The sequence below is a fragment of the Vibrio sp. 1-1(7) genome, assembly GCF_013048485.1.
In the GTDB taxonomy this organism is placed as follows: Bacteria; Pseudomonadota; Gammaproteobacteria; order Enterobacterales; family Vibrionaceae; genus Vibrio; species Vibrio fujianensis.
On record NZ_VHSP01000006.1, the window covers coordinates 120,669 to 138,196 of the forward strand.

Consider the following 17,528-nt stretch of genomic DNA (forward strand, 5'->3'; position numbering starts at 1 on the left):
GTGGCTTAGTTCACCTGCTTTAAGTTGAGTTTTTACGCTACATATATATAATTTTGAAGCTTTTTTCACCGAGTTGTAAAGTTTTATTAACTTTATCCCGTTGGATGAGTGATACAGAAAACAGGGGCTTTTGATGTTTATAGCAGGACAAAGTTGGCAAGCAAAGGCGGCATTTCGAATTGTTCACCTTCAGCTTGTTTTCTTACTGCTGATCGGAGGCGTGACGTATATGTACTGGGGCCCCAATCAGGCACGCTTTATTTTAAAAGGTGGAGCGATTGCCGTGATGGGTAACTATGTCTATACACTGTTTGCCTTCCTCCCAAAGGCCAATGCAGACGGTACCGTTTTGCTTGGCTTTATTATGATGGGGTGGGCTTTGAAGCTGGTGTTAACCGTGACTATGTTTGTGTTAATTTTTAATTTAACAGATGTGCATCATCCTGGTGCCATGATGTCAGGTTATAAATTAACATTGCTGGTTTTTTGGATAGCACCAATACTACTTACCGCAAAAAATGGGAACCACCATGGCTGATACTCCGAAGGAATATATTCAGCACCACCTTTCAAGCGCTCAAGTTTGTTTGGTTGATGGTAACATCACCACAAACCACGGTTGTGTGGATGCTGGATTTTGGACGTTAAACTGGGATGCCTTATTGATCTCAGTGAGTCTAGGCGTGCTGTTTTTGTGGTTGTTTTATCGTGTTGGGAAAAATGCAACCACGGGAGTTCCGGGTAAATGGCAATGCTTTGTCGAAATGCTCATAGAGCAAGTCGATGAGCTAGTCAAAGGAACTTTTCATGGCAAGGATAAGTTGGTCGCTCCCTTGGCATTAACCATTTTCGTCTGGATATTCCTGATGAACTTAATGGATTTAGTGCCAGTGGATTATGTTCCTGAAGCCATGAAATTGGCAGGCGTCGATTATTTCAAACTTCTCCCTACGGTGAACTTGAATATAACTCTGTCGCTAGCAATAGGCGTATTACTGCTGGTAATTGCTTATTACATCAAATACAAAGGATTCAAGGGATTTGTGAAGGAGTTTACTTTACATCCAATTAACCATTGGTCGTTAATTCCTTTCAACTTTGTTCTTGAGACGGTGTCATTATTGGCAAAACCGATATCACTCTCGTTACGTTTGTACGGTAACATGTACGCAGGTGAGTTGATCTTTATTTTGATCGCAATCACTTATGGTGCAGGATTCGTACTCGGTGGCTTAGGTGTTATCGCTCATGTCATTTGGGCCATCTTCCATATTTTGATTATTACGCTACAAGCCTTTATTTTTATGATGCTGACGATTGTGTATCTCAGTATGGCAAGTAATGACTCTCATTAAACTCTTAATTTAAACAACCCAATAAACCTGGAGATACTTTTATTATGGAAACTTATTTCGTTGTTGCTCTACTACTTGGTATGTGTGCTCTAGCGACTGGTATTGGCTTTGCAATCCTAGGCGGTAAATTCCTAGAATCTGTTGCTCGTCAACCAGAAATGGCTCCAATTCTACAAACCAACATGTTTATCATCGCCGGTCTTCTTGATGCGGTTCCTATGATTGGTGTAGGTATCGCAATGTACATGTTGTTTGCATAACTAGTCCTTTTTGTGTCACCCAACGCAAAGATGATTGGGTAAACAGAAGCAAAATAAAGGAGAGTTAGTGTGAATATCAATGCAACTCTGTTGGGCCAAACCATCGCATTTTTAATCTTTGTTTGGTTCTGCATGAAGTATGTATGGCCTCCTTTGATGAGAGCCATTGAAGAACGTCAGAAAAAAATTGCTGACGGCTTAGCTTCTGCTGAGCGTGCTGATAAAGCCTTGAATTTGGCTAAAAGTAATGCAGCAGATCAGCTAAAAAGTGCAAAACAAGAGGCGCTAGTCATCATTGAGCAAGCGAATAAACGCAAAGCCCAAATTTTAGATGAAGCTCGTCAAGAAGCGGCGCAAGAGCGTGAGCATATCTTGGCTCAAGGTAAGGCAGAATTGGAAGCGCAAATGATGCGAGCTCGTAATGAGCTGCAAAAAGAGGTGTCTTCACTTGCTTTATTGGCGGCTGAGAAAATTGTACAGCGCACCGTCGATCAGGCAGCTAACCAAGACATACTTGATAGTATATCTGCGAAGCTATAAAGGAGGGCATTTGTATGTCGGATTTGACAACGATTGCTCGTCCATATGCTAAGGCTGCATTTAGTTACGCTAGTGAGCATGGTGTGGTTGATCAATGGTCAGCAATGCTTGAACTGGCGAAAACAATGTCGTTGGTACCTGAATTATCGTCAGCTGCATTTAGTTTACAACCTGAGCAATTAGTGCAGGTTTATTCAGATGTCGCGGGTGAGCAGTTTGATCAACCTATGTGTAACTTTTTACAGGTGTTGATGGAAAATCGTCGTATGGCGGTGCTCGGTGATATATCTCAGCAGTTTCAAAAGTTGGCTACCGCATCTTCTGGTACAAAAGAAGTGAAAGTAGTGACCTCTTATGAGTTAAGCGATGAACAGGTTGAAACTTTAACCAGTAACTTAGAAAAACGCTATGACTGTAAAGTGAAGCTGAATTGCCAAGTTGACAGCAATCTTATTGGCGGAGCCGTTATTCGAGTAGGGGATAGCATCCTCGACAACTCGTTACTGGGTCGTATTAATCGTCTGAAAGACGTGATGAAGTCTTAATTAGGGGAATTGGAGCAATGCAACTTAATTCCACGGAAATCAGCGAAATCATTAGAAAGCGAATTGAAGGTTTCAACGTTGTTTCTGATGCTCGCAATGAAGGTACTATCGTATCGGTAAGCGATGGTATCATCCGTATCCACGGCCTAGCGGACGTGATGCAAGGTGAAATGATTGAATTACCGGGTGGCTACTATGCACTGGCACTGAACTTGGAGCGTGACTCTGTTGGTGCGGTTGTGATGGGGCCATATACGGATTTGAGCGAAGGCATGAAAGTAACCGGAACTGGGCGTATTCTAGAAGTTCCCGTTGGTCCTGAGCTTCTTGGTCGTGTGGTGAACACCTTGGGTGAACCGATTGATGGTAAAGGCCCAATTGACGCAAAATTAACATCTCCTGTAGAAGTGATTGCGCCTGGGGTTATTGATCGCAAATCGGTCGATCAACCTGTTCAAACGGGTTATAAATCTGTTGATGCGATGATTCCTATCGGTCGAGGTCAACGTGAGTTGATTATCGGTGACCGCCAAACCGGTAAAACTGCACTCGCAATTGATGCGATTATTAACCAGAAAGATTCTGGCATCTTTTCTATTTACGTTGCGATTGGCCAAAAAGCGTCAACCATTGCTAACGTGGTACGTAAATTAGAAGAGCATGACGCGTTAAAAAATACCATTGTTGTTGTGGCATCGGCGTCTGAGTCTGCCGCGCTACAATATCTTGCACCTTATTCAGGTTGTGCAATGGGTGAGTATTTCCGCGATCGTGGTGAAGATGCACTGATTGTTTATGATGATTTATCTAAACAAGCGGTAGCTTATCGTCAAATTTCATTACTGCTACGTCGTCCACCGGGTCGTGAAGCTTTCCCGGGTGACGTATTCTATCTCCACTCGCGTTTGCTTGAGCGTGCTGCTCGTGTTAGTGAAGAGTACGTAGAGCGCTTTACTCAGGGTGAAGTAAAAGGCAAAACGGGTTCTTTGACGGCGCTGCCGATTATTGAAACTCAAGCGGGTGATGTTTCTGCTTTCGTTCCAACCAACGTAATTTCGATTACCGATGGTCAGATCTTCCTACAAACAGAATTGTTTAACGGGGGGATTCGCCCAGCGGTTGACCCTGGTATTTCTGTTTCTCGGGTTGGTGGTGCTGCACAAACGAAGATCATCAAGAAACTGTCTGGTGGTATTCGTACCGCACTAGCGGCGTATCGTGAACTAGCGGCATTCGCTCAGTTTGCTTCCGATCTCGATGAAGCGACCAAACGTCAGCTAAATCATGGTCAAAAAGTGACTGAATTGATGAAGCAGAAGCAGTATGCACCGATGTCAGTCTTTGATCAGGCGTTGGTTATTTTTGCCGCTGAACGTGGTTATTTGAACGATATCGAATTAAATAAAGTGTTGGATTTTGAATCTTCACTTCTGTCGTATGCTCATTCTCAATATGCTGAGTTTAAAGCAGAAATTGACAAGACGGGTGCTTATAACGATGAGATCGAAGCCAAACTTAAAAAATTGGTGGAAGATTTCAAAGCAACTCAGACTTGGTAATTACAACCTACATTGTAATTAACGGAGAGTAACGATGGCCAATACAAAAGAGATTCGTAGTAAGATTGGGAGTGTCAAAAGCACTCAGAAGATTACTAAAGCAATGGAAATGGTAGCGGCTTCTAAAATGCGTCGGACTCAAGATGCAATGGAAGGGCCTCGTCCATATTCAAAAATAATTCGTAAAGTCATTGGTCATTTAGCTAACGGTACTTTGGAGTATAAACATCCTTACTTAGAAGAACGTGAAGCTAAACGTGTTGGGTATATTATCGTTTCAACCGATCGCGGCTTGTGTGGTGGATTAAACATCAATATGTTTAAAAAAGCCGTTGCTCATATGCATGAGTATTCAAGCCGTGGTAGTGAGGTTGATATTGCTGTGATCGGAAGTAAGGGCAGTTCTTACTTTCGTAGCATAGGTGCAAAAATCGTCGCACAAAAGACTGGGGTCGGTGATGAACCTGAGTTAGACGATTTAATCGGTTCTATCAGTGTGATGCTTAAAAAGTATCAAAAAGGTGAAATCGATCGTTTGTACTTAGTATTCAACGAGTTTATTAACTCGATGACTCAACAACCAAAGATGGATCAATTGTTGCCTTTGCCGAAAACGCAAGATGAATCAGAATTTAAACATGCTTGGAGTTATATGTTTGAATCTGATCAGAAAAAACTACTCAATACACTGATGACTCGTTATATCGAAGCTCAAGTCTATCAGGCGGTGGTTGAGAATTTAGCGTGTGAAATGTCTGCTCGGATGGTAGCAATGAGAGCAGCATCAGATAACGCTGGTAATCTGATTGATGACTTAGAATTGGTGTATAACAAAGCCCGTCAAACGGCGATTACCCAAGAGCTATCAGAGATTGTTGGCGGCGCTTCGGCGGTTTAAAGGTAATTAACAGACTAGAGGATTAACGATGGCTACAGGTAAGATCGTACAGATCATCGGTGCGGTAGTCGACGTAGAGTTTCCACAGAGCTCAGTACCTAGTGTTTATGATGCACTGAATGTTCAGGACGCAAAAGAACGTCTTGTGCTGGAAGTTCAGCAACAGCTAGGCGGCGGCATTGTTCGCTGTATCGTAATGGGTAGCTCAGATGGTTTACGTCGTGGAATGTCAGTAGAAAACACCGGCGCTCCAATATCAGTACCAGTGGGGATGAAAACCCTTGGTCGTATCATGAACGTACTCGGTGATGCGATTGACGAACGCGGCGAAATTGGTGCAGAAGATGTTTATTCTATTCACCGCGCTGCGCCAAGCTATGAAGAGCAATCAAATGTAACTGAACTGCTTGAAACAGGCGTTAAAGTTATCGACTTGATCTGTCCGTTTGCGAAAGGCGGTAAAATCGGTCTATTTGGTGGCGCTGGTGTGGGTAAGACCGTTAACATGATGGAACTTATCAACAACATTGCGTTACAACACTCAGGTTTATCGGTATTTGCTGGGGTTGGAGAGCGGACTCGTGAGGGTAACGACTTCTACCATGAGATGCAGGAAGCGGGTGTTGTTAACATCGAAAAACCAGAAGAGTCAAAAGTGGCAATGGTCTATGGCCAGATGAACGAGCCACCAGGTAACCGTCTACGTGTTGCTTTGACGGGTTTGACGATGGCGGAAAAGTTCCGTGATGAAGGTCGTGATGTACTGCTATTTATCGATAACATCTACCGCTATACCCTAGCGGGAACGGAAGTATCAGCGTTACTTGGTCGTATGCCTTCTGCGGTAGGTTATCAACCAACGCTTGCTGAAGAAATGGGTGTTCTACAAGAACGTATTACATCGACAAAGACCGGTTCAATTACTTCCGTTCAGGCAGTATACGTGCCAGCTGATGACTTAACAGACCCATCACCAGCAACAACATTTGCTCACTTGGATGCAACGGTGGTACTTAACCGTAACATCGCTGCGATGGGGTTATACCCAGCCGTTGACCCATTAGATTCAACATCTCGTATGTTGGATCCATTAGTGGTTGGTCAAGAGCATTACGATGTAGCTCGTGGTGTTCAGTCAACACTACAGCGTTATAAAGAGCTGAAAGATATCATTGCCATTCTAGGTATGGACGAGTTGTCTGAATCTGATAAGCAATTAGTAGCTCGTGCGCGTAAGATTGAACGTTTCTTAACTCAGCCTTACCACGTAGCGGAAGTCTTTACGGGTGACCCTGGTATTTACGTACCACTTAAAGAAACTTTACGTGGCTTTAAAGGCTTATTAGCCGGCGATTATGATGACATTCCTGAGCAAGCGTTTATGTACTGCGGTACGATTGACGATGCGATAGAGAATGCCAAAAAGCTATAACGCTCAAATCTCCAAGGAGGCTTTATGACAGCATCAGTAACCTTTAACTTGGATGTAGTCAGTGCTGAGAAGCGGATATTCTCCGGCTTAGCACGCACTATTCAAGTCTCGGGTGAAAGCGGAGATTTAGGTGTTTTAGCCGGTCATATGCCCTTACTGACTTTCATCAGACCGGGCATGGTGCGCATTGTAACCATTAAAGGTGAAGAAGAAATTATCTACCTTTCTGGTGGCATACTTGAAGTTCAACCGAATGATGTAACGATTTTGGCAGATACAGCTATCCGCGCCGAAGAGCTTGATGAAGCGAAAGCAGCAGAAGCAAAACGTTCCGCGGAAGAAATGCTAAATGAAAACCATGGTGATGTGAATTTTGCACAAGCATCGAGTGAACTGGCTAAAGCGATTGCTCAGCTACGAGTAATTGAGTTGACAAGAAAGCGTCGCTGAGAATCTTCAGTACGTAATCATAAAAGGCGGCCAAAGGTCGCCTTTTTGCTTATTTTTTATCAGAAATTTATCCCAATAAATTAACACGACCACGGTTAGCCGCTAAAATGCGGCTCATATTTACAACGTCATAGGTAGCTCATGAAATTTAGCGCAGTGATTCTCGCCGCAGGCAAAGGCACACGCATGCACTCTAATATCCCGAAAGTATTGCACTCGTTAGCCGGTAAACCGATGGTCAAACATGTAATTGATACCTGTTATGGCTTAGGCGCTCATAATATTCACCTTGTTTACGGTCATGGTGGTGAACGGATGCAGCAGGCATTAGTTGATGAGCCGGTTAATTGGGTGCTACAAGCTGAGCAGTTAGGGACAGGTCATGCGGTTGATCAAGCATCAGAACACTTTAGAGATGACGAAAAAATATTGATTTTATACGGTGATGTGCCACTCATCTCAGAGCAAACTATAGAAAGCTTGCTTGAAGCTCAGCCCACCGGAGGGATTGCATTATTGACAGTTGTGCTGGATAACCCAACCGGTTACGGACGTATTGTTCGTAAAAATGGCCCTGTGGTTGCTATTGTTGAGCAAAAAGATGCATCAGAAGAACAAAAGCTCATCAAGGAAATCAACACAGGGGTAATGGTTGCAACCGGTGGAGATTTAAAACGTTGGCTAGCAGGGCTCAATAATAATAATGCTCAAGGGGAATACTATTTAACGGATGTGATTGCTGCCGCTCATGATGAAGGGCGTGCGGTCGAAGCGGTGCACCCAGCCAGCTCGATCGAAGTGGAAGGGGTTAATGATCGCATTCAATTAGCGCGTTTAGAGCGTGCTTTTCAAGCTCGTCAAGCGAATTTACTTTTAGAGCAAGGCGTTATGCTGAGAGATCCTGCTCGTTTTGATCTGCGTGGTGAATTGCAGTGTGGTACTGACGTTGAAATTGATGTGAATGTATTAATCGAAGGTCAGGTATCAATCGGTAATAATGTTGTCATTGGAGCTGGTTCTATTTTGAAAGACTGTGAAATTGACGACAATACCGTGATTCGTCCTTACAGTGTGATTGAAGGCGCTACGATTGGTGAACATTGTACCGTTGGCCCATTTAGCCGTTTACGCCCCGGAGCTGAGCTGCGTGATGATGCGCATGTTGGTAATTTTGTAGAGATGAAAAATGCTCGTTTAGGTGAAGGTTCAAAGGCCAACCATTTAACCTATCTCGGGGATGCCGAAATTGGCCAACGAGTGAATATCGGCGCGGGAGTTATTACGTGTAATTATGATGGTGCAAACAAATTCAAAACCATTATTGGCGATGATGTGTTTGTTGGCTCTGACAGCCAATTAGTTGCCCCTGTTACCATTGACAACGGAGCGACAATTGGAGCTGGAACCACACTGACGAAAAATGTTGCTCAAGGTGAGTTAGTCATTACTCGTGCGAAAGAAAAGAAAATTACAGGTTGGCAACGGCCAGTAAAAAAATAAATGATTTTGTAAAAATAGCCAGCATTACGCTGGCTATTTTTCTATCTAAGGCTATTTATCTTGTACTACGCGGGCATTATCGGGTGTTGTGAAATGTTGGCTCAAGTGTTTATTGGCAACAATATAGCCAACCCATAGGCCAAACATACAGATCATAATGGCGATTCCAGTCACCATTTGCGCTTGACTCGCAAGGGTTGCTACGAGTGCACTCGCTAAGCTTGCGGCACAGATTTGTAAGCTATTTTGTAGCCCTGCAGCGGTGGCTGGACTCTGCTTGGCACTGGAAAGCGCTCGATTAACCACGATAGGATACAAGGCCCCATTGGCGACAGCAATTAAACAAAATGGTGCGAGAATCGGCCAGATAGAGGTCAGTGTCCATTGCGAAGCGATAAAAATAGAGACCGTTGATACCGTAAACAGAATCAGCAGTTGTTTCAGTACTTTTGCATCACCATATTTATTTACATACCGCTTACCTAAGTATCCACCAGCCATAAAAGCAATGGTTTGAGGAATAAAGCTCATGCCAATGTCTTTCGCTTCATAACCAAGCTGAGCCATAATTTCTGGCATACCTGTTAAATAGGCAAAGAACGCGGCAGAAGCACAAGCAAACATCATGACATTACCTAAGTAAGCTCGGCAGCTGAATAAAAATTTTATGTCTTGTTTAATGGATGTTGTTTTGGCTTCGGAGATAACATTTTCTTGTAAGCGTGTACTTACTATTAAAACTATCCCCATGATAGTTAAAACAAAAAAGATACTATGCCAACCAAAATGATTTGTCAGTAATACCCCTAATTGAGGCGCTAATGCAGGTGATAAAGCAACGAGAGGCATGATGGTTGCGAAAATTTGTTGGCTCACGCGGCTCGGATAGCGCTTAATTACCATTGCTTGCCAGATGACAGCAGGGGCACAAACACCGATCGCTTGAATAAAGCGTAATCCGAGTAATTGCCAAACTTGTTCGCTGAAAGCTAGCCCGCACGAGGCTAGGGTAAAGACAAATAATCCCACAATCAAAGTATTTCGATGGCCGAATTTATCTGAAGCTAATCCCCATAGTAGCTGTCCAATTGCCATGCCCATCAGAAAAACCGTCAGAGAGAGTGCGATTTGTTCGGGGCCTGTCGCAAAATCATGTTCCATGATCTTAAAAGCAGGGAGATACATATCGGTAGCGATAAAACCGAGCATCGAAAGAGCAGAAAGATAAAATAGCTGTAAAGGCGAGATGTTCATTTTAATTCCCATCAAAAAAATTAATTCATTTTTTCTTAGTATCTGTTATTGATAGCTAGGATATGTAAGGATGTTTATTTTATTTTTTATCTCTCCGGAAATAAAACGCGAAAATTGTTAGTTATCGTTCAAAAAAATTGATTGGTATGGTGGGTATGTTTTCAAAAGCATCACTAGAAATGTTAGATACGGTGGCGAGGCTCGGAAGTTTTACTGCGGCGGCAGCGGTGCTACATAAAGTTCCTTCAGCGATCAGCTACAGTGTTCGTCAAGTAGAAACGGAGTTGGGGGTTGTATTATTTCGCCGTTTACCAAGAAAGGTTGAAATGACCGTCGCGGGTGAACTGTTTATGGTTGAAGCGCGACAGTTATTACGACAAATGGAGGATATTAAGGCTCAAACGAAACGGGCTGCGCATGGTTGGCAACGAACGCTTAAATTGACACTTGATAATGTAGTGAAATTGGATCGAATCAAACCTTTGGTAGAAGATTTCTATCAAACATTTGATTTTGCTGAGTTACAGATCAATATGGAAGTATTCAATGGTTCTTGGGAAGCGATAGCACAAGGGCGAGCCGATATTGTGATTGGCGCAACCTCTGCTGTACCGGTCGGTGGTGACTTTGAAGTCCGTGATATGGGGGTGCTGGATTGGGTTTTTGTGATGGCTCCTGATCATCCCTGTGCACAGGTTGAGTTATTAACCGAAGAATTAGTCAGCCGGTATCCTGCGATCTGCTTGGATGATACATCCAGTGTTTTACCAAAGCGTCATACCGGGCACTATCTTAAACAAAGGCGTTTGCTACTGCCTAACTGGTATAGTGCGACCGAGTGTTTAAAGCAAGGCTTAGGGGTTGGATTTATGCCTAGCCATATGGCTCAACCTCTATTGGTTTCAGGTCAGTTAGTAGAAAGGGATCTACCCGACAATGTGCCATTGAGTCAATGCTGTTTAGTATGGCGTAAAGATGATAACCATAAGTTAATCAACTGGATGATCGATTATTTAGGAGAGAGTAAGCAGTTACATCACGATTGGTTAAAAACCGACGTTTAAAAAAGAAGAGCCAGTGATTAAACTGGCTCTTCAAACATAAACCAACGTCTAAGGACGTTCAAAAATCGTTGCTATGCCTTGACCTAGACCAATACACATCGTAGCCAGACCATATTTAGCGTCTTTCGCTTCCATGAGGTTGATCAATGTTGTGGAAATGCGGGTTCCTGAGCAGCCTAAAGGATGGCCTAAAGCAATTGCCCCACCGTTTAAGTTGACTTTCTCATCGACTAAATCCATCAAACCAAGATCTTTTGCACAAGGCAGAGATTGGGCGGCAAAGGCTTCATTTAACTCAACCAAATCAATCTCATTCATAGTGAGCCCTGCGCGTTTCAGAGCTTTATGCGTGGCGGGAACTGGGCCGTAGCCCATAATCGATGGATCGCAACCGGCAATCGCCATTGATTTTACTTTAGCGCGAATGGTGAGTCCTAAGGCTTTAGCTTTGGCTTCACTCATGATCAGCATAGCTGATGCGCCATCAGAAAGAGCAGATGAAGAGCCAGCCGTCACGGTGCCATTGGCGGGATCAAAAACTGGACGCAGTTCTGCCAAACCTTCAACGGTGGTTTCCGGGCGGATGACTTCATCATAATCTAGCGTAAATAAGGTCCCATCAGTGCTATGACCTTCGGTCGGTAAAATCTCATTTTTAAAACGGCCTTCGACGGTTGCGGCTTGAGCGCGTTGATGAGAACGAGCCGCGAAAGCATCTTGTTGCTCTCTACTGATACCATGAATCTTACCAAGCATCTCTGCGGTTAAGCCCATCATACCAGCGGCTTTGGCAACGTTTTTTGATAAACCAGGATGGAAATCTACCCCATGATTCATCGGTACGTGGCCCATATGCTCTACACCGCCGACCAAGCAAATGTCAGCATCGCCGACCATAATCGCACGAGCTGCATCATGTAAAGCTTGCATCGATGAGCCGCACAAACGGTTGACGGTTACCGCACCAATATCTACCGGTAGACCGGCAAGTAAAGCCGCATTACGAGCGACGTTAAACCCTTGTTCTAAGGTTTGTTGTACACAACCCCAATAAATGTCTTCGATCTCTTGTGGATTGACTTGTGGGTTACGAGCCAATATTCCTTTCATTAGATGAGCCGAGAGATCTTCAGCGCGCTGGTGGCGAAATGCTCCGCCTTTCGAACGTCCCATTGGCGTACGAAGGCAATCAACAATCACTACAGTATTCATTTTGTCATTCCTTTTCCAAATCACTGTTTATAAAGAAGCTGGAGCTGGGATAGGGTAAAAGCGCTGTCCTTTTTCTGCCATATCCAGTAACAGTTGTGGTAGGTGATACATCGCGCCTAAATGCTGATGCTGTCTGGCCATCGCAATGTATTGCTCTAAACCGATGGTATCGAGGTAGCGGAAAACCCCACCACGGAATGGAGGAAATCCTAAACCGTAGACCAAGGCCATATCGGCTTCTTGAGGAGAAGCAATAATTCCCTCTTCTAGACATAGCACGACTTCGTTGATCATCGGAATCATCATTCGTTCAATGATCGTTTGAGCTTCAAAAGACTGTGGGCTGGCGCAGACGTCAGCAAGAAGAGGTAAAACGTCATCCGAGAAATTTTTCTTCGGTTTGCCTTTTTTATCTATCGAGTAGCTATAGAAGCCATGACCATTTTTTTGGCCATATTTATTTGCTTCATAAAGCACATCGATGACATCACGGCCTTGTTTACCCATTCGTTCAGGGAAACCTTCTGCCATGACCGCTTGTGCGTGATGGGCGGTATCAAGGCCAACTACGTCGAGCAAATATGCTGGGCCCATTGGCCAACCAAACTGACGTTCCATAACTTTATCGATTTGAGTGAAATCAGCACCATCGCGTAATAGTAAGCTGAAACCACCGAAGTAAGGGAACAGAACACGATTAACGAAAAAGCCCGGACAATCATTAACCACGATCGGTGATTTACCCATTTTGGCCGCATAAGCGACAACACGATTAATGGTATCGTCAGAGGTTTTCTCGCCACGGATGATCTCAACTAATGGCATACGATGCACAGGATTGAAAAAGTGCATCCCACAGAAGTTCTCTGCGCGTTTCAGTGATTTGGCGAGTAAATTAATCGGAATAGTTGACGTGTTGGACGTAATGATCGTGTTATCCGAAACTTGGCTTTCAACTTCGCTCAACACCGCTGCTTTAACTTTAGGATTCTCGACGACCGCTTCAACAACCACATCAGCCTGTTCTATACCTGCATAGTGTAAGCTCGGGGTGATAGCAGCAATAACTCCTGCCATTTTAAAACCATCAATTTTGCCACGTTCTAATTGCTTATTGAGTAGTTTAGCGGCTTCGGTCATGCCTAGGTCGAGTGAAGGCTGAGCGATATCTTTCATCAAGACTGGCACACCTTTACTGGCAGATTGGTAAGCGATACCGCCTCCCATAATTCCGGCACCCAATACCGCTGCTCGTAGGGTATCTTGGCTGGCTGATTTAGCCGATTGTTTCGCTAATCCTTTAATATGTTGATCATTTAAAAAGAGACCCACTAACGCTTGGGCTTCGGTTGATTTCGCCAATTTGATGAAGTGCTGACGTTCAATATCCAGTGCTTCATCGCGTGCGCTACGCGCGGCTTGTTCAATGGTGACTACCGCGGTCATTGGCGCGGGATAATGTTTACCAGCGACTTGAGCAACAACACCTTTTGCCATGGTAAAGCTCATCATGCTTTCAACTTTACTGAGTGTCAGCGGCGCAGTCTTTTGTTTGCGGCGAGCTACCCAGTCTATTTTTTCGTTGATTGCTTGTTGAATGGTCGTAAGCGCGGAATCGAGTAATTTATCAGGATCGACTATCGCATCCAGTAGTCCTAGTTTTAGTGCTTCCTCAGCTCGGCAGGATTTACCTTGGGTGATGATTTCCATGGCGCTATCTGCGCCAATGATACGTGGTAAGCGTACCGTGCCACCAAAGCCAGGCATAATACCGAGTTTAGTTTCTGGTAATCCAATGCTGGTTGACTTGTCCCCAATTCTAAAGTCAGTGGCGAGTACACACTCACAACCGCCACCAAGGGTAAACCCTGTCAATGCTGATAGCGTAGGCACAGGTAGGTCTTCGAGTTTATTAAAGATGTTATTCGCAAAACGTAACCATTGATCAAGCTCTTCATTAGGCAGTTCGAATAAACCTAAAAATTCAGTAATGTCTGCCCCGACGATAAAGCTTGCTTTATCGGATGTAAGAATCAGCCCTTTTAGTCCAGAATAATTATATAGAGTATCCAATGCTTCATTGAGTGAGTTCAACGTTGCAAGATCAAGTTTATTGACGGACTCTGAAGAGCAAAAACTTAACGCTACGATGCCATCTTGTAATTCTTTTACCTGTAGGGTGTTAGCTTGGTAAATCATTGTCTATCTCCGTGACATACAATCGATGATTGTGTGTGAGAGTTTTTGTTGTATTCATGTTCTGGTTAGACCAGTGGGTTTAGTGTGTACTGAGGATGAATTATTTTCAATACATTTTTTAAACAACTGTTTAACATTGTGCGCTTGTTACCAATCCTAAGCGTCTTTTTTTTGCTCGTGATACACTGGCAGCCCTTTTATTGTTTATCATTGAGATATGAATTTTCAGCCTTACTCGATTCCAGCGACCCCTGTTCTATTTGAAGAGGAGATCAAAAAGAGTCGCTTTATCACATACTTAGCCCATACCCCAAGCATAGAAGCTGCGAAAGCTTTTATTGCAACGATAAAAGCGCGGCATGTCGACGCTAGGCATAATTGCTCGGCATTTATTGCTGGTCGGCCAGAAAATTCAACGCTATGGGGCTGTAGTGACGATGGCGAGCCTTCGGGAACGGCTGGTAAGCCTATGCTGGCCCAGCTTGCAGGCTCTGGTATTGGAGAAATTACTGCCGTTGTCACACGATATTATGGAGGAATTCGTTTAGGCACCGGTGGGCTGGTTAAGGCTTATGGTGGTGGAGTTCAACAAGCACTCAAGCGGCTTCAAATAAATGAGAAAAAAATCACCACAAAATTATCACTAACGTTAGACTACAATTTACTCGCCCTTGCTCAATCAATAATGGAGCAATATGAGGCCGTACAAATTGAAGCTCAATATGGAGAAATGGTTGCGATTATTATTGAATTACCTTGCGTCGCTGTAGATGTTTTTACTCAAAATATTATCAACAAGAGCAGTGCAAAAATTCTTGTTACCCACGTAGTACATACTTAGGAAGTCAGAAGCAAAGCTTCACTATTTTGTTATGCAATTTCGTTCTATTACTCGGATCGTGGGGTTATTACTTGCCCTGTTTAGCGTCTCTATGCTTATACCCGCAACGGTTGCTTTGATCTACGGGGATGGAGCAGGGGTTCCGTTCATCTCTACATTTTTTGTCTTACTATTTTTAGGTACCATACTATGGGTTCCTAACCGACATCATAAGCATGAACTTAAGGCTCGAGATGGTTTCCTAATTGTTGTTTTATTTTGGACTGTCATTGGTAGCGCCGGCGCTCTTCCTTTCTTGTTAGCAAATAATCCCAACGTATCAGTACCGGATGCTTTTTTTGAATCGTTTTCCGCTTTAACGACCACAGGAGCAACGGTGATTGTCGGCTTGGATGATTTACCTAAAGCGATTTTATTTTATCGGCAATTTTTACAATGGTTTGGTGGTATGGGAATTATCGTCCTCGCGGTTGCCATTCTGCCTGTATTAGGCATTGGAGGGATGCAGTTGTATCGTGCCGAAATCCCAGGCCCAGTTAAAGATAATAAAGTTACCCCGCGAATTGCTGAAACAGCAAAAGCGCTTTGGTACATCTATCTTAGTTTGACGGTTGTTTGTGCTGCCTCTTTTTGGTTCGCAGGCATGAGTTTGTTTGATGCTATTTGTCACAGTTTTTCAACCATAGCAATCGGTGGGTTTTCAACCCATGATGCGAGCATGGGTTATTTTGATAGCTATGCGATAAATTTAATTACGGTGGTTTTTTTGCTCATATCCGCTTGTAATTTTACCTTGCATTATGCTGCATTTACCAGTGGTGGTATCCATCCTAAATATTATTGGGCAGATAGGGAGTTCCGAGCTTTTCTTGCCATTCAAGGCTTGCTATTTATGAGTTGTTTTTTGGTGATATTAAAACACCATACTTACGATTCAATATATGAGGCATTCGATGTCACTCTGTTTCAAACGGTATCGATATCAACCACTGCGGGATTCACGACCACCAGTTTTGCAGAGTGGCCATTATTTTTACCTGTTTTACTACTCTTTTCTTCGTTCATTGGTGGATGTGCGGGTTCTACGGGAGGGGGAATGAAGGTTATTCGAGTTTTCCTGCTTACTTTACAAGGTGCTCGAGAAATGAAGCGACTTGTGCATCCTAGGGCTATTTATCCCATTAAGTTAGGTGAAAGAGCGCTACCTCAAAGAGTGGTCGATGCTGTGTGGGGCTTTTTTTCAGCTTATACGTTGGTTTTTGTTGTATGTATGCTAGCTCTCATTTTTACAGGAATGGACGAATTAAGTGCCTTTTCTGCCGTTGCTGCAACTCTTAATAATTTGGGGCCTGGTTTAGGTGAAGTTGCTGCTCATTTTGGTAATATCAATGATGCAGCTAAATGGATTCTAGTGGTATCCATGTTATTTGGGCGACTAGAAGTTTTTACCTTATTAATATTGTTAACGCCAACATTTTGGCGTAGCTGAGGATCGTTTTGTGAAAGTACTGATGTTGTACTCCTCAAGAGAAGGACAAACCCAAAAGATACTGCGATTTATTGCAGAAAAGCTTCATCAAGACCATTGTGATATTCGAGATCTTCATCAATGTGATTCTGTGGACTTACAGGCCTATGATAAGGTGTTGATTGGTGCATCCATTCGTTATGGTCATCTTAGTCAAAAGCTATATGCGTTTATTGAGCGACATGCAACGCAATTAACTAAAGTTAAAGCTGCATTTATTTGTGTAAACTTAACCGCTCGCAAAGAAGAACAAAATAAAGATACACCAGAAGGTAGTGTCTATATTCAGACTTTTTTGAAAAAATCGCCTTGGCACCCCAATTTGATTGGCGTGTTTGCTGGAGCACTTTATTATCCACGCTACCGTTTTTTCGACAAAGTAATGATTCGATTTATTATGCAGTTAACTGGTGGAGAAACGGATACTTCAAAAGAAGTTGAGTACACCAACTGGAATAAAGTTGCTTTATTTAGTGAAAGATTTGCAAAAATGTAAATAGAAAAGTGAGTTTTATCGAGTTGTGCTGCTTTTATCATCAGTCAGTGTTGGCTGGCAAAAAAAGCAATAAAAAACACTTGCTAATGTGATGTCGATCTCTATAATGCCGCCTCGCTGTCGCAGGAAAGCGTCTCAACGCTGACTGAAGCAGCAGGTGATTTTAAAAGGGTAACTCCTGAAAAATAAACGTAAAAAGTGTTTGACACCGGCGTTTATCTCGTTAAAATTACCGCCTCTTCCGATATGGCGTAAGCCAAGCGGTAAGAACGCTCTTTAACAATTTAAACCAATCAATCTGTGTGGGCACTCGTTGATGATAATCAAAAAGATTTATCAATGAACTGAGTGACCAATTTGATACTTATCTCTTTTAGAGAACGGTATCGAGCACA

Annotated in this window: 17 protein-coding genes; 14 read left to right on the forward strand and 3 right to left on the reverse strand. The window is 43.3% G+C overall.

Annotation, left to right across the window (positions count from 1 at the left end):
• Nucleotides 1-133: 133 nt before the first annotated feature.
• The 10 genes from FKN05_RS15500 (at nt 134) to glmU (ending at nt 8,539) form a co-directional block, all read left to right on the forward strand.
• Nucleotides 134-538, forward strand: coding sequence for an ATP synthase subunit I (locus tag FKN05_RS15500; RefSeq protein WP_099610297.1), 405 nt, complete (start codon nt 134-136; stop codon nt 536-538).
• On the forward strand, nt 531-1,355 hold the full coding sequence (gene atpB / locus FKN05_RS15505; protein WP_099610296.1) for a F0F1 ATP synthase subunit A: 825 nt from the start codon (nt 531-533) through the stop codon (nt 1,353-1,355). The genes FKN05_RS15500 and atpB overlap by 8 nt, the downstream gene beginning before the upstream one ends.
• A 44-nt stretch (nt 1,356-1,399) precedes the next feature.
• Complete coding sequence (gene atpE, locus FKN05_RS15510; protein WP_071178281.1) at nt 1,400-1,615, forward strand: F0F1 ATP synthase subunit C; 216 nt, start codon at nt 1,400-1,402, stop codon at nt 1,613-1,615.
• A 69-nt stretch (nt 1,616-1,684) separates the two neighbouring features.
• Nucleotides 1,685-2,155 (forward strand): F0F1 ATP synthase subunit B, encoded by a 471-nt coding sequence (gene atpF, locus FKN05_RS15515; RefSeq protein WP_099610295.1) that lies wholly within the window; start codon nt 1,685-1,687, stop codon nt 2,153-2,155.
• A 14-nt stretch (nt 2,156-2,169) separates the two neighbouring features.
• Nucleotides 2,170-2,700: a F0F1 ATP synthase subunit delta gene (locus FKN05_RS15520; protein ID WP_099610294.1), complete on the forward strand. Its 531-nt coding sequence runs from the start codon at nt 2,170-2,172 to the stop codon at nt 2,698-2,700.
• A gap of 17 nt (nt 2,701-2,717) precedes the next feature.
• A complete protein-coding gene (atpA, locus tag FKN05_RS15525; protein WP_099610293.1) occupies nt 2,718-4,259 on the forward strand; it encodes a F0F1 ATP synthase subunit alpha in 1,542 nt (513 codons plus the stop codon).
• 34 nt (nt 4,260-4,293) lie between these two features.
• Entirely contained in the window at nt 4,294-5,157 is an 864-nt protein-coding gene (gene atpG, locus FKN05_RS15530) for a F0F1 ATP synthase subunit gamma (RefSeq protein WP_099610292.1), read from the forward strand.
• 28 nt (nt 5,158-5,185) lie between these two features.
• On the forward strand, nt 5,186-6,589 hold the full coding sequence (gene atpD, locus FKN05_RS15535; RefSeq protein ID WP_099610291.1) for a F0F1 ATP synthase subunit beta: 1,404 nt from the start codon (nt 5,186-5,188) through the stop codon (nt 6,587-6,589).
• A gap of 24 nt (nt 6,590-6,613) precedes the next feature.
• Nucleotides 6,614-7,039 carry a F0F1 ATP synthase subunit epsilon gene (locus FKN05_RS15540; protein WP_099610290.1) on the forward strand — a complete coding sequence of 142 codons (426 nt, stop codon included), beginning with the start codon at nt 6,614-6,616 and terminating at the stop codon, nt 7,037-7,039.
• A 141-nt stretch (nt 7,040-7,180) separates the two neighbouring features.
• On the forward strand, nt 7,181-8,539 hold the full coding sequence (glmU, locus tag FKN05_RS15545; protein WP_161428571.1) for a bifunctional UDP-N-acetylglucosamine diphosphorylase/glucosamine-1-phosphate N-acetyltransferase GlmU: 1,359 nt from the start codon (nt 7,181-7,183) through the stop codon (nt 8,537-8,539).
• A 51-nt stretch (nt 8,540-8,590) separates the two neighbouring features.
• On the opposite strand, the gene punC is transcribed toward glmU, so the two are convergent.
• Entirely contained in the window at nt 8,591-9,793 is a 1,203-nt protein-coding gene (gene punC / locus FKN05_RS15550) for a purine nucleoside transporter PunC (protein ID WP_161428570.1), read from the reverse strand.
• A 155-nt stretch (nt 9,794-9,948) separates the two neighbouring features.
• On the opposite strand from punC, the gene punR reads away from it, so the two are divergent.
• Complete coding sequence (gene punR, locus FKN05_RS15555; protein WP_099610387.1) at nt 9,949-10,857, forward strand: DNA-binding transcriptional activator PunR; 909 nt, start codon at nt 9,949-9,951, stop codon at nt 10,855-10,857.
• A gap of 48 nt (nt 10,858-10,905) precedes the next feature.
• On the opposite strand, the gene fadA is transcribed toward punR, so the two are convergent.
• Nucleotides 10,906-12,069, reverse strand: coding sequence for an acetyl-CoA C-acyltransferase FadA (gene fadA, locus FKN05_RS15560; protein WP_099610288.1), 1,164 nt, complete (start codon nt 12,067-12,069; stop codon nt 10,906-10,908).
• Nucleotides 12,070-12,096: 27 nt separating this feature from the next.
• Nucleotides 12,097-14,268, reverse strand: coding sequence for a fatty acid oxidation complex subunit alpha FadB (gene fadB, locus FKN05_RS15565; protein WP_099610287.1), 2,172 nt, complete (start codon nt 14,266-14,268; stop codon nt 12,097-12,099).
• 217 nt (nt 14,269-14,485) lie between these two features.
• On the opposite strand from fadB, the gene FKN05_RS15570 reads away from it, so the two are divergent.
• The 3 genes from FKN05_RS15570 to hemG are packed head-to-tail and all read left to right on the forward strand — an operon-like array spanning nt 14,486 to nt 17,133.
• Complete coding sequence (locus FKN05_RS15570) at nt 14,486-15,109, forward strand: YigZ family protein (RefSeq protein WP_099610286.1); 624 nt, start codon at nt 14,486-14,488, stop codon at nt 15,107-15,109.
• 31 nt (nt 15,110-15,140) lie between these two features.
• Nucleotides 15,141-16,598, forward strand: coding sequence for a TrkH family potassium uptake protein (locus FKN05_RS15575; protein ID WP_099610285.1), 1,458 nt, complete (start codon nt 15,141-15,143; stop codon nt 16,596-16,598).
• 10 nt (nt 16,599-16,608) lie between these two features.
• Nucleotides 16,609-17,133, forward strand: coding sequence for a menaquinone-dependent protoporphyrinogen IX dehydrogenase (hemG, locus tag FKN05_RS15580; protein WP_099610284.1), 525 nt, complete (start codon nt 16,609-16,611; stop codon nt 17,131-17,133).
• The last annotated feature ends 395 nt before the right edge of the window (nt 17,134-17,528 follow it).